The sequence below is a fragment of the Paraburkholderia fungorum genome (genome assembly GCF_003610895.1).
Taxonomy (GTDB): Bacteria; Pseudomonadota; Gammaproteobacteria; order Burkholderiales; family Burkholderiaceae; genus Paraburkholderia; species Paraburkholderia fungorum_B.
On the sequence record NZ_MCAS01000043.1, the window covers coordinates 17,009 to 41,624 of the forward strand.

Sequence of the window (24,616 nt, forward strand, 5' to 3'; positions counted from 1 at the left end):
TTCAGATCAACTCCCATTAAATTCAGATCGCATCAACAAAAAAAGCGCCACGGAATTCGCTTCCGTGGCGCTTTTGCAAGATGACTGCGAACGCCGCGATGCGGCGCCGCTTCGACATCAAATCGTCTTTACTGCGCGTTCACCCGCTTGCGCACATTGGCCGAAGCCACCGCGGTCATGTTGATGATGCGGCGCACGGTCGCGGCCGGCGTCAGGATGTGCACCGGCTTTTCCGCGCCCAGCAGGAACGGACCGACGGTCACGCCTTCACCGCCGACCATCTTCAGCAGGTTGTACGCAATGTTCGCGGCTTCGACGTTCGGCATGATCAGCAGGTTCGCTTCGCCGCTCAATGTCGTGCCGGGGAAGGCAGCCTTGCGGACCACTTCCGACAACGCTGCGTCGCCGTGCATTTCGCCGTCGATCTCGAGCGACGGCGCACGTTCGGCAATCAGCTTGCGCGCCGCCGCCATACGTTGCGACGACGCCGACGGCGCGCTGCCGAAGTTCGAATTCGACAGCAACGCGACCTTCGGCGTGATGCCGAATTTTTCGATTTCGCGCGAAGCCAGCATCGTCATGTCGGCGAGCTGTTCGGCGGTCGGCGTTTCATTCACGTATGTGTCGCAGATGAACAGGTTGCGGCCCGGCAACATCAGCAGATTCATCGCGGCGAAGTTCTGCACGTTGTCCGCCTTGCCCAGCACCTGCTCGATGAACTTCAGATGCGTGTGGTACTGGCCAATCATCCCGCAGATCATGCCGTCGGCTTCGCCGAGGCGCACCAGGATCGCGCCGATCAGCGTGTTGAACTTGCGCATCGCGGCCTTCGCGACGTCCGGCGTCACGCCTTCGCGCGCGCCGAGTTCGTGGTAAGCCTGCCAGCATTGCTGATAGCGCGGATCGTCTTCCGGATCGACGACTACGAAGTCTTCACCGCACTTCAGCTTCGAGCCCATCTTCTTCAGACGCATTTCGATCACCGACGGACGGCCCACCAGAATCGGCTTGGCAATCTTTTCCAGCAACACGAATTGCGCGGCGCGCAGCACGCGCTCGTCTTCACCTTCGGCGAACACGATACGCGCCGGCTCCGACTTCGCCGCAGCGAATACCGGACGCATCACCATGCCGGTGCGGTACACGGTCGTGCCGAGTTCTTCGCGATACGCGTCCATGTCCTTGATCGGACGGGTTGCGACGCCCGAGTCCATCGCGGCCTGTGCAACAGCCGGCGCGATCTTGATGATCAGGCGCGGGTCGAACGGCTTCGGAATCAGGTATTCCGGACCGAATTCGAGTGAATGGCCTTCGTAGGCCTTGGCGACTTCATCGCCCTGATCGGTTTCTTCGGCCAGCTCGGCAATCGCGCGCACGCACGCGAGCTTCATTTCTTCCGTGATCGTGGTCGCGCCGACATCCAGCGCGCCGCGGAAAATGAACGGGAAGCACAACACGTTGTTGACCTGGTTCGGATAGTCCGAACGGCCCGTTGCGATGATGCAGTCCGGGCGGACCTTCTTCGCTTCTTCCGGACGGATTTCCGGTTCCGGATTCGCCAGCGCGAGAATCAGCGGCTGCGTGCCCATTTCGGCGACCATTTCCGGCTTCAGCACGCCGGCGCTCGAGCAACCGAGGAACACGTCGGCGCCGCGAATCGCGTCAGCCAGCGTGCGCGCTTCAGTGTTCGCCGCGTAGCGTTCCTTCGACGGATCCAGATTGCCGCGGCCTTCGTAAATCACGCCCTTCGAGTCCGTGACCAGCACGTTCTTTTTCGACAGGCCGAGGTTCACCAGCAGATCCAGACACGCAATGGCAGCCGCGCCTGCGCCCGAACACACCAGCTTCACTTCATCGAGCTTCTTGCCGACCACTTTCAGGCCGTTCAGGATCGCCGCCGAGGCGATGATCGCCGTGCCGTGCTGGTCGTCGTGGAAGACCGGAATCTTCATGCGCTCGCGCAGCTTCTTCTCGATGTAGAAGCATTCCGGCGCCTTGATGTCTTCAAGGTTGATGCCGCCCAAGGTCGGCTCGAGCATGGCGATCGCTTCGACCAGCTTGTCCGGATCGGATTCGGAGAGTTCGATGTCGAACACGTCGATACCGGCGAACTTCTTGAACAGGCAGCCCTTGCCTTCCATGACCGGCTTCGCGGCGAGCGGGCCGATGTTGCCGAGACCGAGCACGGCCGTGCCGTTTGTAATCACACCGACGAGATTGCCGCGCGAGGTGTACTTCTGCGCGTCGAGCGGTTCCTCGTAGATCGCCATACAGGCCGCGGCGACACCCGGCGAGTACGCAAGCGACAGGTCGAGCTGGTTCGACAGCGGCTTGGTGGGCGTGACCGAAATCTTGCCGGGTTTCGGATTCTGGTGGTAGGCGAGAGCGCTTTGCTTAAGTTGTTCGTCCATTTTTTAACCTGCGAGACGTAAGTAATTGGGCCCGGCACACTGCCCGTTGACGGCGCTTCGCGTCTATCGAATGGATAATCGACGGCGGCGGTTTTCGCATGCGCCGGTTGGGCGCAGCGTCGAACCTCGGCGGAGCGCAAGACGGTGCGGAGTGCTACGCGGGTCGATCAGTGTACACCCCGAATGAGTCGATGCACTGACTGGTTAACGCGGCTCACCATCGGCGAAACAGGCGCTGGCAATGCTGCAGCGCCGCATGCGGCGGCCATTTATGCTTACGACCGCGCATGCGTCACGCGTAGGTCATTCGAGTTCGGCGCCGCGTCGTTCGGGAATCAGAAAGAGTGTCGCGAAGATGTCGAGCAGATAGATCGAGGCGAGTAAAGCGAGCGCGGCACCGAATGAATAGCGCGCGGCCAATGCGCCCACCACCACCGGCCCGAAGCCGCCGACCGCCCGGCCGACGTTGAACAGCACGTTCTGCGCGGTGGCCCGCGCATCGGTCGGATAAAGCTCGGAGATCAGCGCGCCATAGCCGCCGATCATCCCGTTGACGAACACGCCCATGGCCGCGCCGCCGATCAGCAGCGCCATCGGCGTGGTCAGATGTGCGTAGACGAACACCATCACCACCGCGCCCACCTGGTAGAACAGGAACGTCGGCTTGCGGCCGAACCGGTCGGCGGCCATGCCGAACAGCCAGATGCCAGCCGCCATGCCGAGAACCGTCGCGGCGGTCCACACGCCGGATTTGGTGAGCGAATAACCGAACGTCTTCGACAAATAGCTCGGAAGCCAGATCATCAGACCGTAATAGCCGAAGTTCTGTACAGAACAGAGAATCGCGACGCCGATGCTCGCACGTGTGGTGCGTGCGTCGGCCACCAGCAATTTGAGCGGCAGCTTGCGCATGCCGCGCGCGACGCGTTCAGTGAACAGCGCCGGCTCCTCGACGCTGCGTCGCACGAAGAACGACACCACGGCGGGCAGCAATCCAAGCGCGAACATGCCGCGCCAGCCGATCACCGGCAGCAGCAGCGGCGTCAGCAACGCGGCCGCCAGCACCCCGAGCTGCCAGCCCAGCCCGACATAGGACGACACGCGCGCCCGCTGCGACGCCGGCCACGCTTCGGCCACCAGCGTCATGCCGATGCCGAACTCGCCGCCAAGACCAATGCCTGCAATGGTCCGATAAGTCAGCAGGTCGGTATAACCCTGCGCCAGCGCGCACAGGCCGGTGAAGACGGCGAAGATCAGAATCGTCCACGTCAGCATTCGCACGCGGCCAAAATAGTCGCTTAAAACGCCGAAGATCAGGCCGCCGGCAACAGCGCCAATCAGCGTCCAGGTCACGAGCGAGCCTGCCTGAGAGGAACTCAGGTGCAGATCCGCGGCAATCACCGGCAACATGAAGCCGAGGATCAGCAGATCGAAGCCATCCATCGCGTAGCCAAGCACCGATGCGATCAGCGCGCGTCCCGCATAGCCGCTCCTGGCGGTTTCTCGGGTCTGGGTGGCGGAAGAAGCGGCAGTCATTGAAAGCATTCCGTAGGACATGGCGGCGACCTGCAGACGCGGTCGCCATGAAATTCGCGTGAGTGTAAAGGCGCCCTAAGCTGCTCACAAGCCAGCCATAAAACCGGTCCCAAAACTGGTTTGGAAGCGGCGATGAAGCAGCGCCCAACGCGCCTTGCAAGCGCCGTCCGGCGTGGCCGTTATGACCGCCATTCGTGGCCGGCCCATGCGACGGCCTCCTCGGGAGGGCCTATTTCGGGTAAAATGTCGGGCTACGCGCGCAGCAAAACCGGCCTGCACTCCACTGACCGTCCGCGTATTCCGCCCATCATGGCGCGGCATACGCCACTTGCTGCGCCATCGGGCCCCGCGCCCGCTTCTCCTCGCTCACACCCAAGGATCCGCCCATGACAGGCTTCGATCGCCAGACGATCTCCGACACCACCGCCAAGATGCTGCTGGAAGTGCAAGCAGTGCACTTCAATGCGGAGAAACCGTACATTTTCACGTCCGGCTGGGCGAGCCCGGTTTATATCGACTGCCGCAAGCTGATCTCGTATCCGCGCGTGCGCCGCGGCCTGATGGAAATGGCCGAAGCCACGATCCTGCGCGACGTCGGCTATGAGCAGATCGACGCGGTGGCCGGTGGTGAAACCGCCGGTATCCCGTTCGCGGCGTGGCTCTCCGACCGCCTGATGGTGCCGATGCAATACGTGCGCAAGAAGCCGAAGGGTTTCGGCCGTAACGCGCAGATCGAAGGTCTGCTGACCGAAGGGCAACGCGTATTGCTGGTCGAGGATCTGACCACGGACAGCCGCAGCAAGATCAACTTCATCAATGCGCTGCGCACCGCCGGCGCAACGGTGAACCACTGCTTCGTGCTGTTCCACTACAACATCTTCAAGGAAAGCGTGTCGGTGCTGAAAGACATCGACGTCGATCTGCACGCGCTTGCCACGTGGTGGGACGTGTTGCGCGTCGCCAAGGCAAACAACTACTTCGACACCAAAACGCTCGACGAAGTGGAAAAATTCCTGCACGCACCGGCCGAATGGTCGGCGGCACACGGCGGCGCCAACGCAACGCCGCAATAAGCGCAGCCGCTCAATGCGGATGGAATAAAAAAGCCGCCTGTCGATGTGAGACAGGCGGCTTTTTCTATTGCGCTCCAGCCGGACGAAAGTACCGCCGCGGCTACGGTGCGTTGCCGGTATCTTCAGCCGAATGCGACGACAGATTCAGCAAACCGTTGCTCTGCGCGTACTGGAACAACTCGGAATCGCGATCGATTCCCAGCTTGCGCATGGCCGTATTCTTCTGCGTGCTGATCGTCTTGATACTGCGATTGAGTTGCTCCGCGATCTCCTTGATCGTCATGCCGGACACGAACAGGCGCACAACCTCGAGCTCGCGGCGGGACAGCATTACGTCGTCGCTCTTGCCGCCGGCATTCATGCGCAGCGTATCGAGCGACGCCTTGACGGACGGGCTCATGTATTCCAGGTTGCGACTGACGTGCTGCACCGCAAGCCCGATGTGGCTGAGGTCGTCCGATTTGTTGACGACCGAGGTCACGCCGAGTTCGCTCAGCCGCTTGAGTAGCGCGGCGTTCTCCAGCATCGTCAGCACGACAATCGGAAGGTCGGGGAAATTGCGGCGCAGATAGCCGATCAACGGCAAGCCGTCGCCATACTGGCCGCCGGGCATGGCCAGATCCGTGACGAGCACATCGCACGGAACGGTCTGCAATACCTTGACCAGTTCGGTTGACTGTCGCGCGCGCGACGACCTGCAGACCGGGAAACTTGAGCAAAGCCTGTTCGGCGCCGAACAGAATCACTGGATGGTCGTCAGCGACCACGACCCTGACTGGATCTTGCATTGCCCTCCCCTCGACAGATAAACCACTCTCCAAAACTTCTGACATGCCTTTCTATTCTTGGTACTTGAACTGATCGGGTGCGCGGTCTGTATTCGCGCGGACAATTCCTCCGACTATAGCCGATTTCAAGTCCATCAAGCCCGCTGGCGGCAACAATGATTCACCGCAAAGCGAATGTTAGACTTGAATCGACCTTGGGGCACAAAATAGGGACAATAATCCTCGCGAGGACAACCGCCTCGCGCCCTGACAGGAGAACCGGCACATGCGCTCGCGTTGCCTGGTTGTTTCGCTTGCTTCGCCGTTCCGCCGTATACCGTCCTTCACCTGCGCAATGCTGGGCCTTGCGCTATTCGCGGCGCATAGCACGCACGCGTTCGCCGAAGACGCGTTCACGCTGTCCAGCGCCAGTTTCCACGCGGGCGGCACTGTCGATGCAGCTCAGGTTTTTAATCAGGACGACTGTAAAGGCGGCAATCGCTCACCACAGTTGACCTGGCGCAATGCACCGGCAGGCACACGCAGTTTCGCGGTCACGATCTTCGATCCGGACGCCCCTGGCCGCGGTTGGTGGCACTGGGCTGTTGCGGCCATTCCGGCCACCGTCGGCAGCTTGCCGGAAAACGCCAGCGCGTCGGGCTTCCTGAAGAAACTCGGCGCGGTTGAAGCGCGCAACGACTTCGATATCGACGGCTACGGTGGCCCGTGCCCGCCGCCCGGCAAACCGCATCGCTACATCATCACCGTTTATGCGCTGAGCTCCGCGGACCTGCGCCTCGCACAGGGACGCCCGGCGCTCATGTTCGATCACGAGATCGGTACCGCCACGCTCGACAGTGCGCGGATTGTAGTCAACTACGGACGGTAGCGGCACCCGCGAAATATGCGCGCATCGTTGCCGTGCCTACCTCTGCTTTTTCATCTTGCCGGAGAGTGTCATGTCGAAGATCGTCATCGTTTATCACAGCGGCTACGGCCACACGAAGAAAGTCGCCGAGGCCGTGCTGGCCGGCACGCTCGAAGCCGGCGCGGACGCGAAACTCCTGCCGGTCGGCGAGATCGACGACGCTGGCTGGGCAGAACTGGCGGCCGCGGACGCCATCGTCTTCGGCGCGCCGACCTATATGGGCGGACCGTCCGCTGACTTCAAGAAATTCGCCGACGCCAGTTCGAAACCGTGGTTCGGCCAAACGTGGAAAGACAAGATCGCGGCCGGCTTCACCAACTCGGCGACCATGAACGGCGACAAGTTCTCGACGATCCAGTACTTCGTCACGCTGGCGATGCAACACAGCATGATCTGGGTCGGCACCGGCATGATGCCGTCGAACACCAAGGCGGCCACCCGTAACGACCTAAACTACGTAGGCGGCTTTACCGGCCTGCTGGCGCAATCCCCGGCGGATGCGTCACCCGAAGAAGCGCCACCCGCGGGCGATCTGGAGACGGCGCGAATGTTCGGCGCACGGGTTGCCGAGGCGACGGCGCGGTGGAATGCAGGGGCGCGCGCGGGGATTTGATAACGCAGCATCCCAAAGCTCGCGTCGGGCAGCAGCACCCGTGCCGCACGCTCGACGCGGGTGCGTCTCGCGCCAGCACACGCACGGCGCAGCGCTCGGCACGCGTCGCCAATCTGCCTGGAACCTGCCTGCATCGGCTTGCATCTGTCGCGTAACCCGTCACGCCGATGTCACTTTCGGCGCGCATCGTCGTTTTTTCACCCCGTTTTGCACACCCATCGCTATCAGGTCTTAAAATAGCGTTCCGGCGCGGCGTCGCGCCCCGTTTCCAGCAAGCCAGTGAGATCGAGATGAGCACGAAAGTTTTTGTCGACGGACAGGAAGGCACGACCGGCCTGAAGATTTTCGAATACCTGTCGCAACGCGCCGACGTTGAGATCCTGCGTATCGAAGAAGCGAAGCGCAAGGATCTCGAAGAGCGCCGTCGTCTCATCAATGCATCGGACGTCACGTTCCTGTGTCTGCCGGACGTCGCCTCGCGCGAGTCGGCCTCGCTGGTCGACAACGATCACACCGTGCTGATCGACGCGAGCACGGCGTTCCGCACCTCGGCCGACTGGGCCTACGGCCTGCCCGAGCTGGCCCGCTCGCAACGCGAGCGTCTGCGCACGGCGAAACGCATTGCCGTGCCGGGCTGCCACGCATCGGCCTTCGTGCTGGCCATGCGCCCGCTGGTCGAAGCCGGCGTCGTGGCGCCGGAGTTCGCCGCGCACGCCTACTCGATCACGGGCTACAGCGGCGGCGGCAAGAAAATGATTGCCGACTACGAAGCCGGCGGCAACGACAAGCTCAAGAGCCCGCGTCCCTATGCGCTTGGTCTCACCCACAAGCATCTGCCGGAAATGGCAGCGCATACGGGCCTGAAGTCGGCGCCGGTGTTCACGCCGATCGTCGGCGACTTCTACAAGGGTCTCGCGGTCACCACCTTCTTCTCGCCGGACCAGTTGGCCAAGAAGGCCACGCCGCAAGACGTGCAGGCGTTGTTCGCCGAGTACTACGCGGGTGAGGCTTTCGTGCACGTCGCGCCGTTCGATGCGGAAGCGAACCTCGACAGCGGCTTCTTCGACGTACAAGCGAACAACGACACCAACCGCGTCGACCTGTTCGTGTTCGGCAACGAAGAGCGCTTCGTGACCGTCGCGCGCCTCGATAACCTGGGCAAGGGCGCGTCGGGCGCGGCAATCCAATGCATGAACCTCGCCATCGGCACCGCCGAGGAAACCGGCTTGAAACGCTGAGCAAGTTCGAGATACAGACGTCATCCACTGACAATCCACAGAAAAGCCGGTCTGCAAAGACCGGCTTTTCTGTTTTAAAAACGTGCCCGCCGAATCCCTCTTTTACCGTTAATCAGTAGTAGCCCCCATTACTTAAAAATAGAAAATCGGACTGCTCATCAAATGACGGTAATTCATTCTCAGAATTGACCTGCACAGCATAGTTTTCCGCATAGGGAAACTCCGGATTTTTTCTCGAACGGTCGTTCGAAGATCATAGAGCCATTTTGCTGTAACGCTTATCTGGCAAGGGCGTGCGGCGAAGCAACGGTACCGCTGTCAAAGCCGAAATTCCTTTTTTGTTTAAAAGGGCTCCCGCGGCCCATGCAGTGTGCGTCCGGCAAAAAATGTCCTGTTTGAATCGATCTTTTTAGACGGCTCATTCAATTGACAGGCATTAAACGCGCAGCGAAATTAGTTCGCACTATTACATGAAGGGAGACAGCTGCATGTCGCACGCCATTATTCGCGGCCTGGCAATGGCCATTGCCACGGCGCCATTGCTCACCGCATGCGGCGGCGGCAAGGCCGGCGATCCCAGCACGATCAGCGCACCGCAATGCTCGGGTTCGACCTGCGGCGTGCAAGGTCCGCCGGCTACAGGCGCGGGTGCCGCGGCGCTATGCCCCGCGACCGCTGACATCGTCAAGACGACCTATCTTGGCGGTGCGGGCAGTGGTGAAATCGTGCAGGTGAACATCAACGCGACTGCGATGACGTACACACTGAAGTGGCTCGAGTCGCCGATTCCGTTGCGCACGGGTCAGGTCACGCCGACGCGCGCGGGCACGCAAATCACGGGCGCCGTGATCCACCCGCCGGCCGGCGTACTGCCGACCGCCGAACAGACGCGTTGCGCGTTCATCCTCGGCGCGGGCACGGGTACAGGCGTTGGCGACGGCCAGCCTTATACGACACCCGACTTCGTCAACAATCCGAATCCCCCGATGATCCTCGTCGGCCTGGGTGTAGCCGGTGGTGGCATTCCAGGTGCGACGGTCGAGTACGACGGGTTGAACCTTGGCCCTCTTGGGTCGAACGTCGGCGCCGTTCCGAACCGGCATTTCGATTTCTACCCGTTCCTCGGTTTCGCCAGCACGACAACCGATATCACCAAGCTGCCCGGCACTTACAACGGCCTGCTTTATCACCTGACGCCATCGGGCAGCTACGCGACGGTCGCGACCAACACGGTCGAAACGTTCGACGCCAGCGGCACCTGTACCAGCAGCAACACGCCTAATCCGAACTACTCGGCGAACGCCGGCGGTTGCCTGACCACCGGCAACCCGCTGGTGCTGAACAGCAACGGGTATTTCGACAGTCAGCAGGCACCGCAAATCGTCGCGCAGTTCAGCATCCCGTTGCTTGGGCGGTCCGGAAAGTCAGGCGTGGCTCATATGATTCTCGGGCAGGTCAACGGCGCCACCGTGCCGCTGGTCGTACGCACCGGCTTTGTCGACACGAGCAATTTGCTGACAGCCAAGGTCGACGACGAGTCCGGCATCGCCATGCTCACCGCAGCCACGCCGCTCGCATCGGGCGGCTTCAACGGCGGCTATGTCGGCGCGGATTCGAACTTCAAGTCAACCGCGACGTTGATCCAGGGAGGCGTGGGCACCTTCATCAATCCGTCGACTTCCGCGGCTGAAGACGGTTTCGGCCTGGGGTACGGCCTGCCGAGCCCGGGACTGGTCGGCGTACAGCAAGCGAACGGCCAGACCGGTTTCGCGATTGCCTCAGGCGGCCTCTATGCGATCGAGATTCAAGGCACCGTCAACGGCGGTATCGCGCCGACGTCGGCGATTTCAGGTACGTCTAGCGCCCCCTACTTCGGCATCGGCGCGCAGATCAGCAAGTAAGGACTGAAGGACCGGCAGTTCGCAGTACGAGACATAAATAGAGCAAAAGGTGGCAGGACAGGGAGCCTGCCACTCACAACGAGAAAATTCTGGAGGCGGTATGAAATGGAGAATCCTTTCGGTGCTCGCTCTTGCAGCACCGTTACTGGGGGCATGCGGTGGTGGTGGCGGCAACGGCGACGGACCGGTCACCGAAGTTCGTCTGTGTCCTGCGTCGCTCGACTACAGCACGGTCTTCACCGGCGGCGGCGGTGACGGCGAACTGGTCAAGCTGCAGATGGACACGACCAAGATGACGTGGCAAATCAACTATATCGAGTCGCCGATCCCGGCGACCGTCGGCACCGTCTCGCCGACGCGCGCGGGCCAAAGTGCCAGCGGCACGCTGACCCAGGAAACCCTCCTGCCGACCGCCAAACTCAATCAGTGTGCGTTCCGCCTGAACGGCGCAAGCCTCGACCCGAATCGTCCGGCGCGGATTTTCGTCGGCGAAGGCGTAGCGGGCGGCACGATTCCGGGGGCTGAGATTTCCTTCGCCGGGATTCTCGGCGTGGGCGCGGTGCCCGACACCACGTTCCCGTACTACCCGTTCATCGGTTTCTCGTCGATTGAAACGAACATCGCGAACGTGGCCGGCACCTACAACCAGCTCGGCTATCACCAGGTTCCGTCGCAAAACTTCGCGCCGGTCCCGGTCGATACGAAGATCACGATCAATGCGGACGGTACGTGGACCGAGTGCGACAACTCCGGCGTCAACGCGGGCAAGTGCCAGCAACCGGGGACGAACTTCGTGCAGTCGTCCGACGGCAGCGGCGCGTTCGAAACCGACAACTTCCTCGGTCAGGCCAAACCGACGCTCGCCACAACGCCGAAGGCACGCGGCTACATGATCGTCGGCAAGCTGCGCAATCAGGTGGTGCCGATTCTGGTGCGGACCGGCGCGGCAAATTCATCGGTGACGACGCCGGTGAACGGCTCACTCGGCCCGTATGCGGACGATGAATCGGGCATCTCCATCCTCGCGCCGCAAAGCGCGATCGCGGTCAACTCGCAGAACGGCGAGTACATCGGCGTGGATAGTCAGTTCGACTATCGCACCACCGCGCTCGAAGGCACACAGGCCACGCTGCTTGATCCGTTCAACGCGTCGCAGGCATCGCTCGCGACGGCGCTGAATCTGGACTTCACGCAGACCGTGCCGGGTGTCGTGACGACCACGCAAGTGGGCGCCTCGACGGGCACCACGCCGACCGGAAAGATGATCTTTACGGGTGGCGTGTTCGGCTACCTCGATATGACCAACGCGGCCTCGCCGTACTTCACGATCGGCGCCTTCGTCCAGTAATGGACGCAACACGCGCCGCTGACACGCAGCGAGGCGTTCGCGTCCCGGCTGTCGCGCATGGAAATAGCGCGGCAGCCGGCGTCCACCGAATATCCAGCGCACCGGCCAGGCAATCAGGCCGCCGTCGCTCGCCGCGCGCGAAGAACGCAACGATCGTCACGTGCGCCTCAGGAGGAACAACATGAAAAAAATCTTTTTCGCGCTACTGACCGCCTGCCTGTCGGTCAGTGCATACGCGCAACACGCGGGCGACAACGTCGCTGTGCTCGGCTGGTTCCACGTCATGCCGCAGGATTCGAGCACGCCGCTGACCACCAACGTCGCTCCGACACCGATCAATACACCGCTGCGTCTGCCGAGTTCGTTCACGTCCAGCGGCACGGGGTTGTCGACCAACACCGCGAATACCGTCGGCCTTGTCTTCAGCCACTACCTCACCGATCACATCGCTGTGTCGACGGTGGCAGGTGTGCCGCCGGTCTTCAAGATCTACGGACACGGCACCATCCAGCCGCCGGGACCCGCGGGCGCGCTCGGCCAGCAGAATCTGGGCGATCCGCAGGCCAATCCGATCGTGAAAAGCGTGCGCCAGTGGAGCCCGGCGCTGCTGTTCCAGTATTACTTCAATGCGCCGACGGCTCATTTCAGGCCGTTCGTGGGCATCGGCGTGTCGTACAACTGGTTCTCCGACGTTCAGTTGAGCCCGAACTTCGTGACCTCGACGCAGAACAACCTGGGCTCGGTGCTGGCAGCGGGCGCGGGCAAGCCGGGACCGACCCAGGTGTCTGCGAAGGCGTCGTCGTCGTGGCAGCCGGTGTTCAATGCGGGTCTCGCGTACAACATCACCGATCACTGGGGCCTCGTGGCGTCGGTCACGTACATTCCGCTGAAGACCACCTCGTCGGTCATCATCAAGGCGGCGGATGGCACGGAGTTGGCCGTCTCGAAGTCGGAACTGAAAGCCGATCCGATCATTTCGTTCCTGGCCGTCTCGTACAAGTTCTGAGTTCGGCGTAGACACGGCAAAGCCGGCGGCCTCGTGCAGAGGTCAGCCGGCTTTGTCTTTTTTGGAGACGCGGGAAATTCGGGGCAAAAAAAAGCCCGCCTATGTGGGCGGGCTGAATCCATATCAGAGGAGACATGGAGGAGACAAGACGAACTATAGCAAATGATTTGGTGCGTCGCAACATTCAAATTAGGGTTGACCCTCAGCGTTGCATACACGCAACAGTCCTTGTGACGTCTGGCAAGCGGCGTTGATCGCCACACGTCAGCCAGGCCCGTCGCTTGCCTAGTGCCGCACCAGCGCCATCATCGCACCGAAGCCGACGAATACACCACCCGTCAGACGATTGAACATCCTGGCGACGCTGCGGCTCTTCAACCTGGCGCCAATCCGCGTGCCGAAGCCGGCGTACACCAGATACCAGCTCACCTCGATAACCGCGACCGTAGCGACGAGCACACCGAACTGCGGCAGCTTGGGCTGCGCCGCGTCGATGAATTGCGGCAGCAGTGCGGCGGCGAACAGGATGGCTTTCGGGTTGCTGCCCGCCACCAGGAAACCCGTGCGAAACAGCGCGAAGCGCGAACGGACTGGCCTGGCGGACAGTTCCTCGACCACACCGGCAGCGCCTTCGTCAGCGGGTGCGCGCCACGCCTTGATTCCCAGATAGACGAGGTACGCCGCACCGATCATGCGCAGTGCGTTGAACATCGCCGGCCACGCCGCGAGAAACACGCCAAGGCCGGCCGCCGACACCGCCAGCATCAACACCAGCGCCGACAGGCAGCCGGCCATGGTCGCGCTGGAACGGCGCAGACCGTGCCGGGCGCCGTGCGTCATGACCAGCAGCATGTTCGGACCGGGAATCGCGCAGACGACGAAAACCGTCGCGACGAAGAGCCACCAGGTGTGCAAATTCATTGGGATCGAGGCAAAAAGGGATCAGCCCGCCATTATGCCTGTGCATGCCCGTGCGCACCTTGAAGCACCCACGCCCGCTCAGCGCCCTGCCCGCCGCGCCGCGACCTGTCCCAGCACGGCGAAGTCTTTCTCGCCGTCGCCATGCGCCACGGCTTCGATCAGGCTGTCGCGCACCACGCTCGCGACCGGCAGCGGCGTCGTGACCGCTTCGGCGGCCGCAAGCGCAAGACGCACGTCCTTTAGTCCGAGGCGCGCCTTGAACAACGCGGGCTCGTACCGCTGCTCCGCGATCATCTTGCCGTAGCCCGAATAGACCGGTCCCGGGAACAGGCCACTCGTGATGACATCGAGGAAATCCTGCATCGCGAGGCCGTGGCCCGATACGAGCGCCGCAGCTTCGCCGAGCGTCTCGACAGCCGCAGCCAACATGAAGTTGGCCGCGAGTTTCATCACGTTTGCCTGCTGCGGCAGCGAACCGATACGCCACGTTTTCTGGCCGATGGCGTCGAAAATCGGCTGTACACGGTCGATCGACTCGGCCGGGCCGCCCGCCACGATTGTCAGCTTGCCCGCCGCCGCGACGTCGGGCCGGCCCAGCACCGGCGCTGCGACGTAATGAATGCCGCGCGAGGCGTGCGCGGTCGCCAGTTCCTCGGCCAGCGCCACCGAGATCGTCGCCATGTTCACGTGAATCAGGCCGCGCGGCGCGTGTTCCAGCAGCGACGCGGTGACGACTTCGCGCAGCGCGGTATCGTCGGCGAGCATCGAGAACACGGCGTCGCCAGCAAACGCTTCAGCCGGCGTCGCAACGATCCGGGCCCCTGCGTCGGCGAGCAACTGCGTGCGTTGCGGCGAGCGGTTCCACACGCGCACCTGGTGTCCGGCTTTCAAAATGTTTGCAACCATCACGGCGCCCATCTCGCCAAGACCGATAAAACCGATGTCCATCTCTCGCTCCATCTTCTAAAGAACCGGCAGTAAAGCACACCCATGCGACACGTGCAGGACAGCGCGCAATTGAACACGGTGCGATACTGATGCGATGGTCACCGCGACATTCCGCTTCTATGAGGAGCTGAACGACTTTCTCGCCCGGCCCCTGCGCCGGCGCGCGTTCACTTACGCCTGCTCGCACGGCGCCACGGCCAAACATATGATCGAAGTACTCGGCGTGCCGCACACCGAGGTCGAGCTGATTCTGGTGAACGGTGAGTCGGTCGGTTTCAATCATCCGCTATCCGACGGCGATCGCATCGCCGTTTATCCGAAGTTTGAATCGCTCGACATCCGGCCGCTCCTGCGCGTGCGCGAACATCCGCTGCGCGTGGTGCGCTTCATTGCGGATGCCCATCTGGGCGGTCTTGCGCCGCTGCTGCGGCTAGCCGGCTTCGATACGCTCTACGACAACCACTATCCCGACGCCGATATCGAAGCGCTCGCGGCCGCCCAACAGCGCATCGTCCTGACCCGCGACCGTGAGCTATTAAAACGCCGCGCCATCACGCATGGCTGCTACGTACGCACGCTGCGGCCGCGTGAGCAATTGCGTGAAGTGTTTGAACGGCTGGATCTGGCCGGCAGCGCGCAGCCGTTCCGTTTGTGTCTGATGTGCAATGCGCCGCTGCGGCGTATCCCCAAAGACGAGGTCGGCGACCGGGCGCCCGACGGCGTGCTGGAACGGCACAGCCAGTTCGTCACCTGCGACGTATGCCGGCGCGTGTTCTGGGAAGGCACCCACTGGCAACGAATGCGTGCGCTGATGGACAGCGTGGCCGGCGCGCCGGAGCGGCCCGCGTGAACAGCGCGCCATGGCTCGAACTCCGCAGCATCTGAACCGCCTGGTGGCTGCTCACGTGCAGAATCGCCGCCGTTGGCTCGACGCGCGGCGCGATGCGTACAATGCGGGATTACTTATCTGGCAGAGGCCTTCCGTATGGCGATGAAAAAAACCGACCTTGAAAAGAACAAGGCACTCAAGCTGAACAATGCAATGAAACTGTCGACCGCCGACCGCTTCGGCAAAGCCGCTGCCGCGGATCCGAAGCTCGATCGCCGTGAACAGCGCAAGCTCGACCAGGCGCAAGGCCTCGTCGCCTTCGCCTGCAAGCTGAATGGCGACCTGGTCACGGAGCTGAAAGAACGTGCCGCCACCCATCCGGAAGGCATGACCGGACTGCTGAACGAGGTCATCAAGCGCGGCCTCGCGGGCTAAACGCCGTCGAACAGCGCCACCCAATACAAAAAGGCCAGAGCAGAAGCTCTGGCCTTTTTGCTGGCGGCATTCAACCGGAATCGCACTGCACTCGCCGGCTAGCAGCGTGCGCAGGCGAACCGGCAGGGTTCGCCTGACAAAACCAAGCGAAAAGCTTAGTTTGCCGTGCCCTTGTCGTTCGTGCCAGCTGCCGAAGCTGCTGCCGCAACCGGAGCGCGCTTGCCGTGCGTCTTCAGCTTCTTGATGTGGTGCTTCTTCGGCGTGCTAGCTGCAGCGGCCGGAGCTGCTGCGTCCGATGCTTGTGCGAAAGCTTGAACGGAGACCAGCGCGATCGATGCGGCTGCGAGCGAGACGATGAATTTTTTCATGTGTTGTTCCCCAAACCTGGACGACTGAGTCAATGTGAATGAAATAGCTGAACGGTGAAGCAGACGGCACGCAAGGCGCCTTCCCGCTCCCCGCGGGAGAGTATTACGCAGTGTATGCAGTTTGTCATGCCCAAAACTCGATATGTATTTTCCGGGAGACAGCTTGCTTTCGGGATGCTTTCACTCGTTGAGCATGCCTTATTAGGGAGATTACCTAGTACAACATTCAGATCAGGTTTCTGAGCAGACTTGCGGTTTCCTGCAGGGTCGGCAGCACCCGATGCAGCGCGGCGTTCGCCGACTCCTGACCGATCGGCATGCTCACGCTGATCGCCGCCACAACCGTGCCGTGCCGGTCCCGCAGCGGCACCGCGACACCGCGCATGCCCAGTTCCAGTTGCTGATCGGTGACGACATAGCCGTCGCGGCGAATTTCGCTCAGCACTTCGCGCAAGCGTTCGACGGTCGAATAGGTATGTGGCGTGAATACCTTGATCGGATAGGACGCCAGCCACTGCTCGATGCTTTCCGGCGCCTGGAAGGCCAGCAGGACCAACCCCGCGGACGACAACGGCGCGCTCGCCCGCGACCCGAGCACGAAGCCGACCGCCATCGCCCGGTTCACGCCATTGCGCGCGACATAGACCACATCCTGTTCATCGAGAATCGCGACCAGTGCGGTTTCCTGCAAGGTGGCGGTGATGCGCTGAAGAAATGGTTGCACGGTGCGCGGCAAGCGCGCCGAATCCAGATACGACTGCCCGAGCCGCAAGACGCGCGGCGCGAGCCAGAACAGCTTGCCGTCGGTGTCCACATAGCCGAGTTCGCGCAGCGTCAGCAGATAGCGGCGCGCCGCCGTGCGCGAGAGCCCCGCGCGAGCGGCCACCATGGTCGGCGTCATGCGTGCATGCTCTTCGTCGAATGCTTCGATGATCGCCAGTGCCTTTGCCGCGCCGGCGATCCAGTCTTTTTCGTCCATTGCGTCTGCCTGAAAATCCGTTGGCCAAATGGGTCAGCGCTATCCTGATTCATCCAACCTGTTGCGCGATTATCGCGCGAGTCGCGGTGCTGTATAGCCGGTTAAGGACCCGGCGAGGATCTATTTGAAGTCCCAGCGCATCTGCTCGGCGATGCCCACCCCGCGCGAAGTCCGCACACACTCGCTCACGTAATCCGTAAAGGGCAGCGGCTCGAAACCAATCTCGTCGCGCAGGCGGCGGTTGTCGAACGTGTAGTCCAGCTCGGCGAAACCGGCGTACAGACGCAGCGCATGCTCGATCAGACGGCCGCTGCCGCAACGGTCCCGGCCCACCACCTCGCTTGCGATCTTGCCGAAGTCGCGCACCCGGCACATTGAGTAGCGGCGGCCCGAAACGCCGGTGGCTTCGTCCATGGCGCTGATGATCTGGCCAATGGTCGGCGCCTCCGAACCCGCCGACACGTGATACGTATCGAAAGCCAGCGACGGCTTCACCGCCAGTAACGCGAGCGCACGCGCGCAATCGTCGGCGGATACCACGTCGAGGCGGTTCATTGCCCGTGCCGTGAAGCGCCGCGCGGCGTGCACCACACGAAACACCCAGAAAATGCTTGCCGAAGGAAGCGTACCGAGCACCGTATGACCCACCACGATCGACGGCCGCACCACGACCAGCGGCAAGTGCGGGTACGTGCTGCGCAGCAGGCGTTCGACTTCGCGTTTGCTGCGTGTGTACGGCACGAGGTGGCGCGTTTCGCCGTAACCGAACGTCGCTTCCTGCACGTTCGCGCCGCATTGCGTGCCGCACGCCATTGCCGTGCTCACATGCACGAAGCGCCGCAGCTTTTTGCTGCCGACAAAACGCGACGCAAACCGCAAGGTATCGTGCACATTTGTGTCGAGCACTTGCGGATGCGTCGAGAACGACGCGAGCGCCGCGCAATTGATCACATGCGACGCCTTGGCGAGCCGCGCCAGATCGATTTCCGAAAATGCGCTGCCAAGTTCGCCGACCATCACGTTGGCTTCCGTGATTCGCCGGGCGCGAGCATGCGGCAGACCACAGCGCACCGCCGAAGCGCGCAGCCGTGCGAGCGCATCGGCCACGCTGGCGCCGCGCACCAGACACACCATGCGGTCGACCAGACCGGCGTTGATCAAGGTCACCAGCAGATTGCCACCGATAAACCCGGTCGCACCGGTCAGCAACATGCTGTCGACGCCCATTGCCTGCGCGCGCGCCGACGATATCAGGCTATCCTGCCAGGCGTTGGAAAGAGGGGTTTGCCATGCAAACATCGCGAGCTCCTTGCAGGGAAGTCTGAGCGTCGGGAAAGTTGATCCGGACAACCGATCAACGGTCACATCAACAGTTGCATCAACACGCGCATCAGTAGCGATACGTCAGCGCAGTGATCGCGAAGTAGTTGTTCTTCGACTGCACGATCGGGCTGTTCGCCGACGCGCCGAGCAGCCGCGTCACGCCGCCCTCGGTATGCACCGACCAGCGCGGCGAGAAACTGTAGGTCCACGCTGCCGACACCTTGGCGCTGTCGAAACCGCCTTTCACCGCATACGGCTGAAAGCGGCTCGCGGCCGCCTGCGCATCGGTGACGCCGAAAAAGGTCTGTGTATAGCGGCCGCTACCGGCATGCACGCTGCCCGTGATGCTGATCTGGTTGTCGACGGTTTGCAGCACCGGCACAGTCAGATCGACGTGCCCGCTCGTGCCGCGGCTCGTATGCGTGAGCGGCTGATCCAGCGTGATGCTGACGGTCGACGGACCAAACAGATGCGCGCCGACCTGCACGGACACCATGACCGAACCCGGAATCCGGCCCATGCCCTTCAGGTAGTCGGAGCCAGGCAGATCGGCACGATTGCGGTCGGTGCGACCGAAGTCATAGCTGAGTGCGGCGGATGCGAACAGCCCGTTGGCGAAGTTGTGTTTGTAGCCGAGGCCGTCCGTCGGGCTCAGAAAGATGCCGTTGCTGAACTCGGCGGAAATCAGCGGGGCAACAAACGGACGGTAATCGCGGCTGCCCTGATAGCGCGGCGCCACGCCGCCGGCCAGCGAAAACATGTAGAAGTTCTCGGCGTAAGCCATCGAGGAGCAGGTCAGACCGAACAGTGGAATACACAGATAAGAGAGGCGTTTGCGCACGATCAGGACTTTTTATTTGGGACGGAAGCCGCAGTCTAGGGACGCCGCCGCGCCACGTCTGTCCTGAAGTTGGGAGAATGTGTGCGCAATTGTGTTCAAGTGTTCGCGAATGTTCGCGGCGTATGCGGTGGCGGTGCGCGCGGATAGAATCGGCGCCTGATAGTGGAGATCAATATGAACGACGCCCCCCTTAAAACCAGCGTGCTGCTGATCGAGGACGACGATCGCCTCGCGCAGTTGATCGGGGAATATCTGAACAGCTACGAATTCAGTGTGACAATCGTGCGGCGCGGCGACACGGCCGTGGCCGCCGTGCGCGAGCACAAACCGGCGCTGGTGATTCTCGATCTGATGCTGCCGAACATGGACGGCATGGAGGTCTGCCGGCGCATTCGCAGTTTTTCGCGCGTGCCGGTGCTGATCCTGACGGCGCGCGTCGACGTATTCGATCAGATTGCAGGACTGGAAACCGGCGCCGACGACTACGTCGTCAAGCCGATCGAGCCGCGCGTGCTGGTCGCCCGCGCCCGTGCGCTGTTGCGCCGCGCGCAGCCGGCGGAAAGCGCGGAGCCGTCCACGCAGGACGACACGCTGAGCTTCGGCGAACTGGTGATCGCGCCGCCCGATCGCGCTGTGAGCTGGCGCGGCCAGCCGGTCGAACTGAAGACCGCCGAGTACAACCTGCTGCTGATCCTCGCGCGCGCGGCCGGCACCGTGCTGAGCCGCGACGATATTCTCAAGCAATTGCGCGGCATTGAATTCGACGGTCTCGACCGTACCGTCGACGCCGGGATCTCCCGGCTGCGCCGGCGTTTCGAAGATGCGTCACCCGAGCCGCGCAAAATCAAGACGATCTGGGGTCGCGGCTACCTGTTCAGCCCGTCGGCGTGGGAGGAATAAATGCTCCGCTCGCTGATCCGGCTGTATCTGATCGTTGTAATCGGTGGCGGCCTCGCCATTGCATTCATCAACACCTCGTTCTCGCAACTGTTCCATGAGCGCGTCACACAAACCGAGCGCGCCGCCGACCGTACGTATGCATTCGTACTCGAGGATTACCTGCAACGGCACGCGGGCCCGGAACGCGCCGCCGCGCTCGCGGAACTGGAAAAGCACGGCAGCGAAGGCTTCAGGTTGATGACGACCGACGAGGCCGCGCCACTGGTCGGCAAGCGCCAACAGCGCGAGTTGCGCGATGGCAAGCTGGTGTTGGACTACGACACCACGAATTACTACCTGCCTCTGTCGGATGGCACCGTCGTCTATGCACGTCGCGGCGATTCCACCACTGTCGAGATTCAGGCACTCGCGTATGCGTTGCTCGCGCTTGCCACGCTGTTTTCGGTGGTCGTATGGGTGCACTATCACTGGCGCGATCTGCGCAAGCTCGAAGCCGCGGCGCGCACCTTCGGCTCGGGCGCGCTATCGACGCGCGTGAAGTTGTCGAGCAAGTCGAACATCTACGACCTGTCGCAACAATTCAACGAAATGGCGCAACGGATCGAAGCGTCGATCCTGCATCAGCGCGAGATGATGCACGGCATCTCCCACGAACTGAAGACGCCGCTCGCACGGCTCGAATTCGGACTTGCGCTGCTGCAATCGCCGGAGTCGCCCGAGCGGCAGCGTGAACGGCAGCTGGCGCTGTGCAAGGACGTGCGCGAACTCGACGACCTCGTCACCGAACTGCTGACCTTGAGCCGCCTGGAACAAGGCGACGGGCATCTGGTGCTGATGCAGGTGTCGGTGGGGGAACTGCTCGACAGCGTGGCCGCGAGCATGTCCAACGATGTCGCCGATCGCTCACTGACGCTTTCGGTCAGCACGGCGGGCGGGTCCGCCACGGGTAGCGCTGCGGGCACGCCCGCCGCCCGCGCTCCGGTTTCCCGTATGCCGATTACCCGCACGCCCACGTATCATGTCTGCGATCCCAAGCTGGTCGCGCGTGCACTGCTGAATCTGCTGCGCAACAGTACCCGCTACGCACGGCAGGCGATTTCGCTGAGCGCGACCGCCAACGCGGCAGGCGCACTGGTGCTGATCGTCGAGGACGACGGTCCCGGTATTCCGCTTGCAGAGCGCGGGCGCGTATTCGAACCGTTTCACCGGATCGACTCCAGCCGTGACCGGCACACCGGCGGCTTCGGCCTCGGCCTCGCGATCGTGCGGCGCGTCGCGCTGGTTCATGGCGGCGACGTCCGGCTCGAAGAAGCGGTATCGGGCGGCGCACGCTTTGTAATCACCTTGCCCGCGTTACCATTGCCGGTGCCGGTTAAGGAATCCGCGCCGCAAGATGCCGTGCATCGCCGTTAAGTCGCGAGCGCCTCGTTAAAACAACCGAATTCGAAAAACAGCCTTTGAAACCCGACACACGCCAACACCTGCGCGCCAATCTGCTGATGCTGGTCGCGGCCATGATCTGGGGCTCCGCGTTCGTCGCGCAACGTCTGAGCCTCGATACGATCGGACCGTTTCTGTTTACCGGACTGCGTTTCCTGCTCGGCGCGCTGGTCGTGTTGACCATGATCGTTTGCGTGCGGCGCTCCGCACTGGCGGAATTGTCAAAGCGCGCCCCCGGCGGCGCACGCGAACTGCTCGGTGCCGGTGTACTGCTCGGCGTCGTGCTATCCGCGTCGATTTCATTGCAGCAGATCGGCCTGCAATACACCAAGGTCGCCAACGCCGGCTTCATCAGTTCGCTGTATGTGGTGCTCGTGCCGCTGCTCGGCGTGCTATTTCGTCATCGAACGGGATTCGGCACATGGCTCGGTGCAACGCTGGCAACCATCGGCATGTACTTTCTGAGCGTGAACGAACACTTCTCGATCCTGTATGGCGACTGGTATCAGCTTGCCGGCGCGTTGGTGATTTCTGTCCAGATGATGCTGGTCGGCCGCTTCGCGCTCCGGCACGACACCCTGATGCTGGCGCTCGTGCAGTTCGTGACGTGCGGGGCGGTGTGTCTGGCCGTCGGCCTCGTGATCGAGCCGATCAGTCTTGCGGTGATCGAGCGCGCCGCGCCGACGATTCTGTACGGCGGTGCGCTGTCGGTGGGCATCGCCTATACGATTCAGGTGGTTGCGCAAAAACACGCGGCGCCCTCGCATGCCGCGGTGATTTTCAGCATGGAAGGCGTGTTCGCCGCCTTCGCCGGCTGGCTGGTACTCGGTGAAACATTGTCAGCGCGCGCGCTGTTCGGATGCGCGCTCATGCTCACCGGCTTGATCGTGTGCCAGGTGATGCCCGCCCGGCGCCCTACAAGCGAACGTGATCGCTTGCCTCACGAAGCGTGAGGCGGCAGCCAGTCGCCCCATTCCACGCCGAAGCGTGCGAGGTATTTACGCAGGCGGTCGGCGTCGTTCGGCTGCTTCCTGGATTGCCGCGACACCGCAAAGAGCGTGCGCCCCGCTTCCGACAGACTTGCCGACGCCTGGCAAACCTCCAGCACACGCTGGAGTTGCAAACGGTCGAACAGGTCGTAGTCGTCAGCGCGTGCGCCGAGCGTGCGTGATACCAGATCACTATCAACACCGTCAGGCGGCGGCGCCCACGTTCGCTGCAACCGCTCGATTTCCTGTCCCGCGTTGTCTTCCGTGATACGCCCGGCGTCCGCCAGCGTCGCCATTCGCGTCACCGAGGCCGACAACTCGCGGAAATTGCCGGTCCACGCCGCCTTCGCGGAAGTGGCGAACGACAGATAGCGGCGCCGTGCTTCGACATTGAAACGCACCAACTCGCCCTGCTCCCGGCCGAAGCGATCGAGCTCGAATTCGAGATTCGGCTCGATATCCTCGATGCGCCCGGCCAGGCCCGGCAGATGGTAGGTCCAAAGGTTGATCCGCGCGTACAGGTCTTCGCGGAAGACGCCCTGCGCGACCATTGTCCGCAGATCTCGGTGCGTACCGGCGATCAGTTGAAAATCGCTGGTCACTTCCGTATCGGCGCCGACGGGCAGAAAGCGTTTCTCCTCCACGGCCTTCAGCAGCATTGCCTGCTCATCCATGCCGAGCTCACCGATTTCGTCGAGAAACAGCAGCCCATGATCAGCCGCGCGCAGCAAACCGCCGCGCGCGCTTTGCGCGCCGGTGAAAGCGCCTTTGACGTGGCCGAATAGTGTCGACATCGCCGAATCCCCTCGCAAGGTCGCGCAGTTCACTTCGATAAACGGCCCGCCCAGTCGATGCCGATTGCGCTTAAGTTCATAGACGCGCCTCGCAAGGAACGACTTGCCCGCGCCGGTCGGGCCGATCAATAGAATCGGCGCGCGCGAGCGGATCGCGACACGCTCGATCTGATCGATCAAGGCGTTGAACTGCGGATTGCGCGTGGCAATACCGGCCTTGAGAAACGACACGGTGTCCTCGCGCTCGCGGGTGAAGCGCTGGGCGATGCGGTTGTAGCGAGACAGATCCAGATCGATGACCGACACCTTGCCAGGCCCGCTCCTGCCCTCGTCGGTTTGCTGCGGCGGGGCGGTTTGCACGAGGCTCGCCGGCAGATAGCGCGCCTCGGTCAGCAGAAACCAGCAGATCTGCGCGACGTGTGTGCCGGTGGTGATGTGGACGAGATATTCCTCGTTGTCGGTATCGAACGTGTAGCCACGCGCGAAATCATGCAGCGACGCGTAGACTTCTTCGAAATCCCACGGATCGTGGGTGGCGATAGCGGTCAGCCGCACTTCGGTGAGCGGTGAAACACCGGCGAGATCGTTCTTCACGCGATTGGCGAGCGATTCGTATCCCGGCGAATGCAGCAACTCGAGACGGTCGATCGGCATGCCCGGCTGCTCGCAGAGACTGATGGTGGGCCGCCAGCGTTGCCAGCGCCGCGCGCCGCCCTGGTCCAACACCGTGCCGAGAAAACCGATAGCGACGCGTTTTTTCATTTTTATCTTTCTGTATAAATCACTAGCTGATGATATCAATTATTGCCCTGTTCGGGCTGCCATCGAGAAGCACCGAGCTACGGCATGCGCGGCATCTTTATGATTCGCATCAGTGACTTACGGCAGAATGATCCGAACGCGCGACCATGCTGGCATGCTCCTCGCAATACATAGCCCGACTGGGCGTCATAACCGACATACCCAGCCGGGGGCGTGCCGCACCACTGCGTGCTGCAGCCAGTCAAAAGAAGAACAGGGAAGTAAAG

At 62.4% G+C, this 24,616-nt stretch carries 21 protein-coding genes and 1 pseudogene; 12 read left to right on the plus strand and 10 right to left on the minus strand.

What is annotated here, in order from left to right:
- Positions 1-128 precede the first annotated feature (128 nt).
- Together BCY88_RS30785 and BCY88_RS30790 are read right to left on the minus strand one after the other, a co-directional pair.
- Positions 129-2,411 carry an NADP-dependent malic enzyme gene (locus BCY88_RS30785; protein WP_120347929.1) on the minus strand — a complete coding sequence of 761 codons (2,283 nt, stop codon included), beginning with the start codon at positions 2,409-2,411 and terminating at the stop codon, positions 129-131.
- 303 nt (positions 2,412-2,714) lie between these two features.
- Positions 2,715-3,947 (minus strand): MFS transporter, encoded by a 1,233-nt coding sequence (locus BCY88_RS30790; RefSeq protein ID WP_120347930.1) that lies wholly within the window; start codon positions 3,945-3,947, stop codon positions 2,715-2,717.
- Positions 3,948-4,333: 386 nt separating this feature from the next.
- Between BCY88_RS30790 and BCY88_RS30795 the strand changes: the two genes are divergently transcribed.
- Entirely contained in the window at positions 4,334-5,020 is a 687-nt protein-coding gene (locus tag BCY88_RS30795; protein WP_074281967.1) for an orotate phosphoribosyltransferase, read from the plus strand.
- A 100-nt stretch (positions 5,021-5,120) separates the two neighbouring features.
- Here BCY88_RS30795 and BCY88_RS30800 read toward each other — a convergent pair.
- Positions 5,121-5,808: pseudogene (locus BCY88_RS30800) on the minus strand (response regulator).
- A 265-nt stretch (positions 5,809-6,073) separates the two neighbouring features.
- Here BCY88_RS30800 and BCY88_RS30805 point away from each other — a divergent pair.
- From BCY88_RS30805 to BCY88_RS30830, 6 genes are all read left to right on the plus strand, one after another.
- Positions 6,074-6,676: a YbhB/YbcL family Raf kinase inhibitor-like protein gene (locus tag BCY88_RS30805; RefSeq protein WP_120347931.1), complete on the plus strand. Its 603-nt coding sequence runs from the start codon at positions 6,074-6,076 to the stop codon at positions 6,674-6,676.
- A 70-nt stretch (positions 6,677-6,746) separates the two neighbouring features.
- Positions 6,747-7,328 carry a flavodoxin family protein gene (locus tag BCY88_RS30810; protein WP_120347932.1) on the plus strand — a complete coding sequence of 194 codons (582 nt, stop codon included), beginning with the start codon at positions 6,747-6,749 and terminating at the stop codon, positions 7,326-7,328.
- A gap of 290 nt (positions 7,329-7,618) precedes the next feature.
- Positions 7,619-8,566: an N-acetyl-gamma-glutamyl-phosphate reductase gene (gene argC, locus BCY88_RS30815; RefSeq protein WP_120347933.1), complete on the plus strand. Its 948-nt coding sequence runs from the start codon at positions 7,619-7,621 to the stop codon at positions 8,564-8,566.
- Positions 8,567-9,054: 488 nt separating this feature from the next.
- Positions 9,055-10,467 carry a DUF2957 domain-containing protein gene (locus BCY88_RS30820; protein ID WP_120347934.1) on the plus strand — a complete coding sequence of 471 codons (1,413 nt, stop codon included), beginning with the start codon at positions 9,055-9,057 and terminating at the stop codon, positions 10,465-10,467.
- A gap of 100 nt (positions 10,468-10,567) precedes the next feature.
- Positions 10,568-11,815, plus strand: coding sequence for a DUF2957 domain-containing protein (locus BCY88_RS30825; protein WP_120347935.1), 1,248 nt, complete (start codon positions 10,568-10,570; stop codon positions 11,813-11,815).
- Positions 11,816-11,996: 181 nt separating this feature from the next.
- The gene (locus BCY88_RS30830) at positions 11,997-12,821 is read left to right on the plus strand and encodes an OmpW/AlkL family protein (protein WP_120347936.1); all 825 of its coding nucleotides are present in this window, start codon (positions 11,997-11,999) and stop codon (positions 12,819-12,821) included.
- A gap of 285 nt (positions 12,822-13,106) precedes the next feature.
- Here the strand turns inward: BCY88_RS30830 and BCY88_RS30835 are convergent, their stop codons facing one another.
- Both BCY88_RS30835 and BCY88_RS30840 read right to left on the minus strand, forming a co-directional pair.
- Positions 13,107-13,742, minus strand: coding sequence for a LysE family translocator (locus BCY88_RS30835; RefSeq protein WP_120347937.1), 636 nt, complete (start codon positions 13,740-13,742; stop codon positions 13,107-13,109).
- A gap of 78 nt (positions 13,743-13,820) precedes the next feature.
- Positions 13,821-14,690 carry an NAD(P)-dependent oxidoreductase gene (locus BCY88_RS30840; RefSeq protein ID WP_120347938.1) on the minus strand — a complete coding sequence of 290 codons (870 nt, stop codon included), beginning with the start codon at positions 14,688-14,690 and terminating at the stop codon, positions 13,821-13,823.
- A gap of 94 nt (positions 14,691-14,784) precedes the next feature.
- Here BCY88_RS30840 and BCY88_RS30845 point away from each other — a divergent pair, with 94 nt between their 5' ends.
- Both BCY88_RS30845 and BCY88_RS30850 read left to right on the plus strand, forming a co-directional pair.
- Positions 14,785-15,540 (plus strand): Mut7-C RNAse domain-containing protein, encoded by a 756-nt coding sequence (locus tag BCY88_RS30845; RefSeq protein ID WP_120347939.1) that lies wholly within the window; start codon positions 14,785-14,787, stop codon positions 15,538-15,540.
- Between the two features lie 135 nt (positions 15,541-15,675).
- Positions 15,676-15,954, plus strand: coding sequence for a hypothetical protein (locus BCY88_RS30850; RefSeq protein ID WP_120347940.1), 279 nt, complete (start codon positions 15,676-15,678; stop codon positions 15,952-15,954).
- A gap of 155 nt (positions 15,955-16,109) precedes the next feature.
- Here the strand turns inward: BCY88_RS30850 and BCY88_RS30855 are convergent, their stop codons facing one another.
- The 4 genes from BCY88_RS30855 to BCY88_RS30870 form a co-directional block, all read right to left on the minus strand.
- Positions 16,110-16,322, minus strand: coding sequence for a hypothetical protein (locus tag BCY88_RS30855; RefSeq protein ID WP_120347941.1), 213 nt, complete (start codon positions 16,320-16,322; stop codon positions 16,110-16,112).
- Between the two features lie 226 nt (positions 16,323-16,548).
- Positions 16,549-17,301 carry an IclR family transcriptional regulator domain-containing protein gene (locus BCY88_RS30860; RefSeq protein WP_120347942.1) on the minus strand — a complete coding sequence of 251 codons (753 nt, stop codon included), beginning with the start codon at positions 17,299-17,301 and terminating at the stop codon, positions 16,549-16,551.
- A 120-nt stretch (positions 17,302-17,421) separates the two neighbouring features.
- Positions 17,422-18,600 carry an SDR family oxidoreductase gene (locus tag BCY88_RS30865; RefSeq protein ID WP_120347943.1) on the minus strand — a complete coding sequence of 393 codons (1,179 nt, stop codon included), beginning with the start codon at positions 18,598-18,600 and terminating at the stop codon, positions 17,422-17,424.
- Between the two features lie 91 nt (positions 18,601-18,691).
- A complete protein-coding gene (locus tag BCY88_RS30870) occupies positions 18,692-19,438 on the minus strand; it encodes a MipA/OmpV family protein (protein ID WP_183081494.1) in 747 nt (248 codons plus the stop codon).
- Positions 19,439-19,639: 201 nt separating this feature from the next.
- Here BCY88_RS30870 and BCY88_RS30875 point away from each other — a divergent pair, with 201 nt between their 5' ends.
- The 3 genes from BCY88_RS30875 to BCY88_RS30885 are packed head-to-tail and all read left to right on the plus strand — an operon-like array spanning position 19,640 to position 22,758.
- Positions 19,640-20,365 carry a response regulator gene (locus BCY88_RS30875; RefSeq protein ID WP_120347945.1) on the plus strand — a complete coding sequence of 242 codons (726 nt, stop codon included), beginning with the start codon at positions 19,640-19,642 and terminating at the stop codon, positions 20,363-20,365.
- Entirely contained in the window at positions 20,366-21,778 is a 1,413-nt protein-coding gene (locus tag BCY88_RS30880) for an ATP-binding protein (protein WP_120347946.1), read from the plus strand.
- 44 nt (positions 21,779-21,822) lie between these two features.
- The gene (locus tag BCY88_RS30885) at positions 21,823-22,758 is read left to right on the plus strand and encodes a DMT family transporter (RefSeq protein ID WP_120347947.1); all 936 of its coding nucleotides are present in this window, start codon (positions 21,823-21,825) and stop codon (positions 22,756-22,758) included.
- Here BCY88_RS30885 and rtcR read toward each other — a convergent pair.
- The gene (gene rtcR, locus BCY88_RS30890; protein WP_120347948.1) at positions 22,746-24,350 is read right to left on the minus strand and encodes an RNA repair transcriptional activator RtcR; all 1,605 of its coding nucleotides are present in this window, start codon (positions 24,348-24,350) and stop codon (positions 22,746-22,748) included. The genes BCY88_RS30885 and rtcR overlap by 13 nt on opposite strands.
- Positions 24,351-24,616 lie beyond the last annotated feature (266 nt).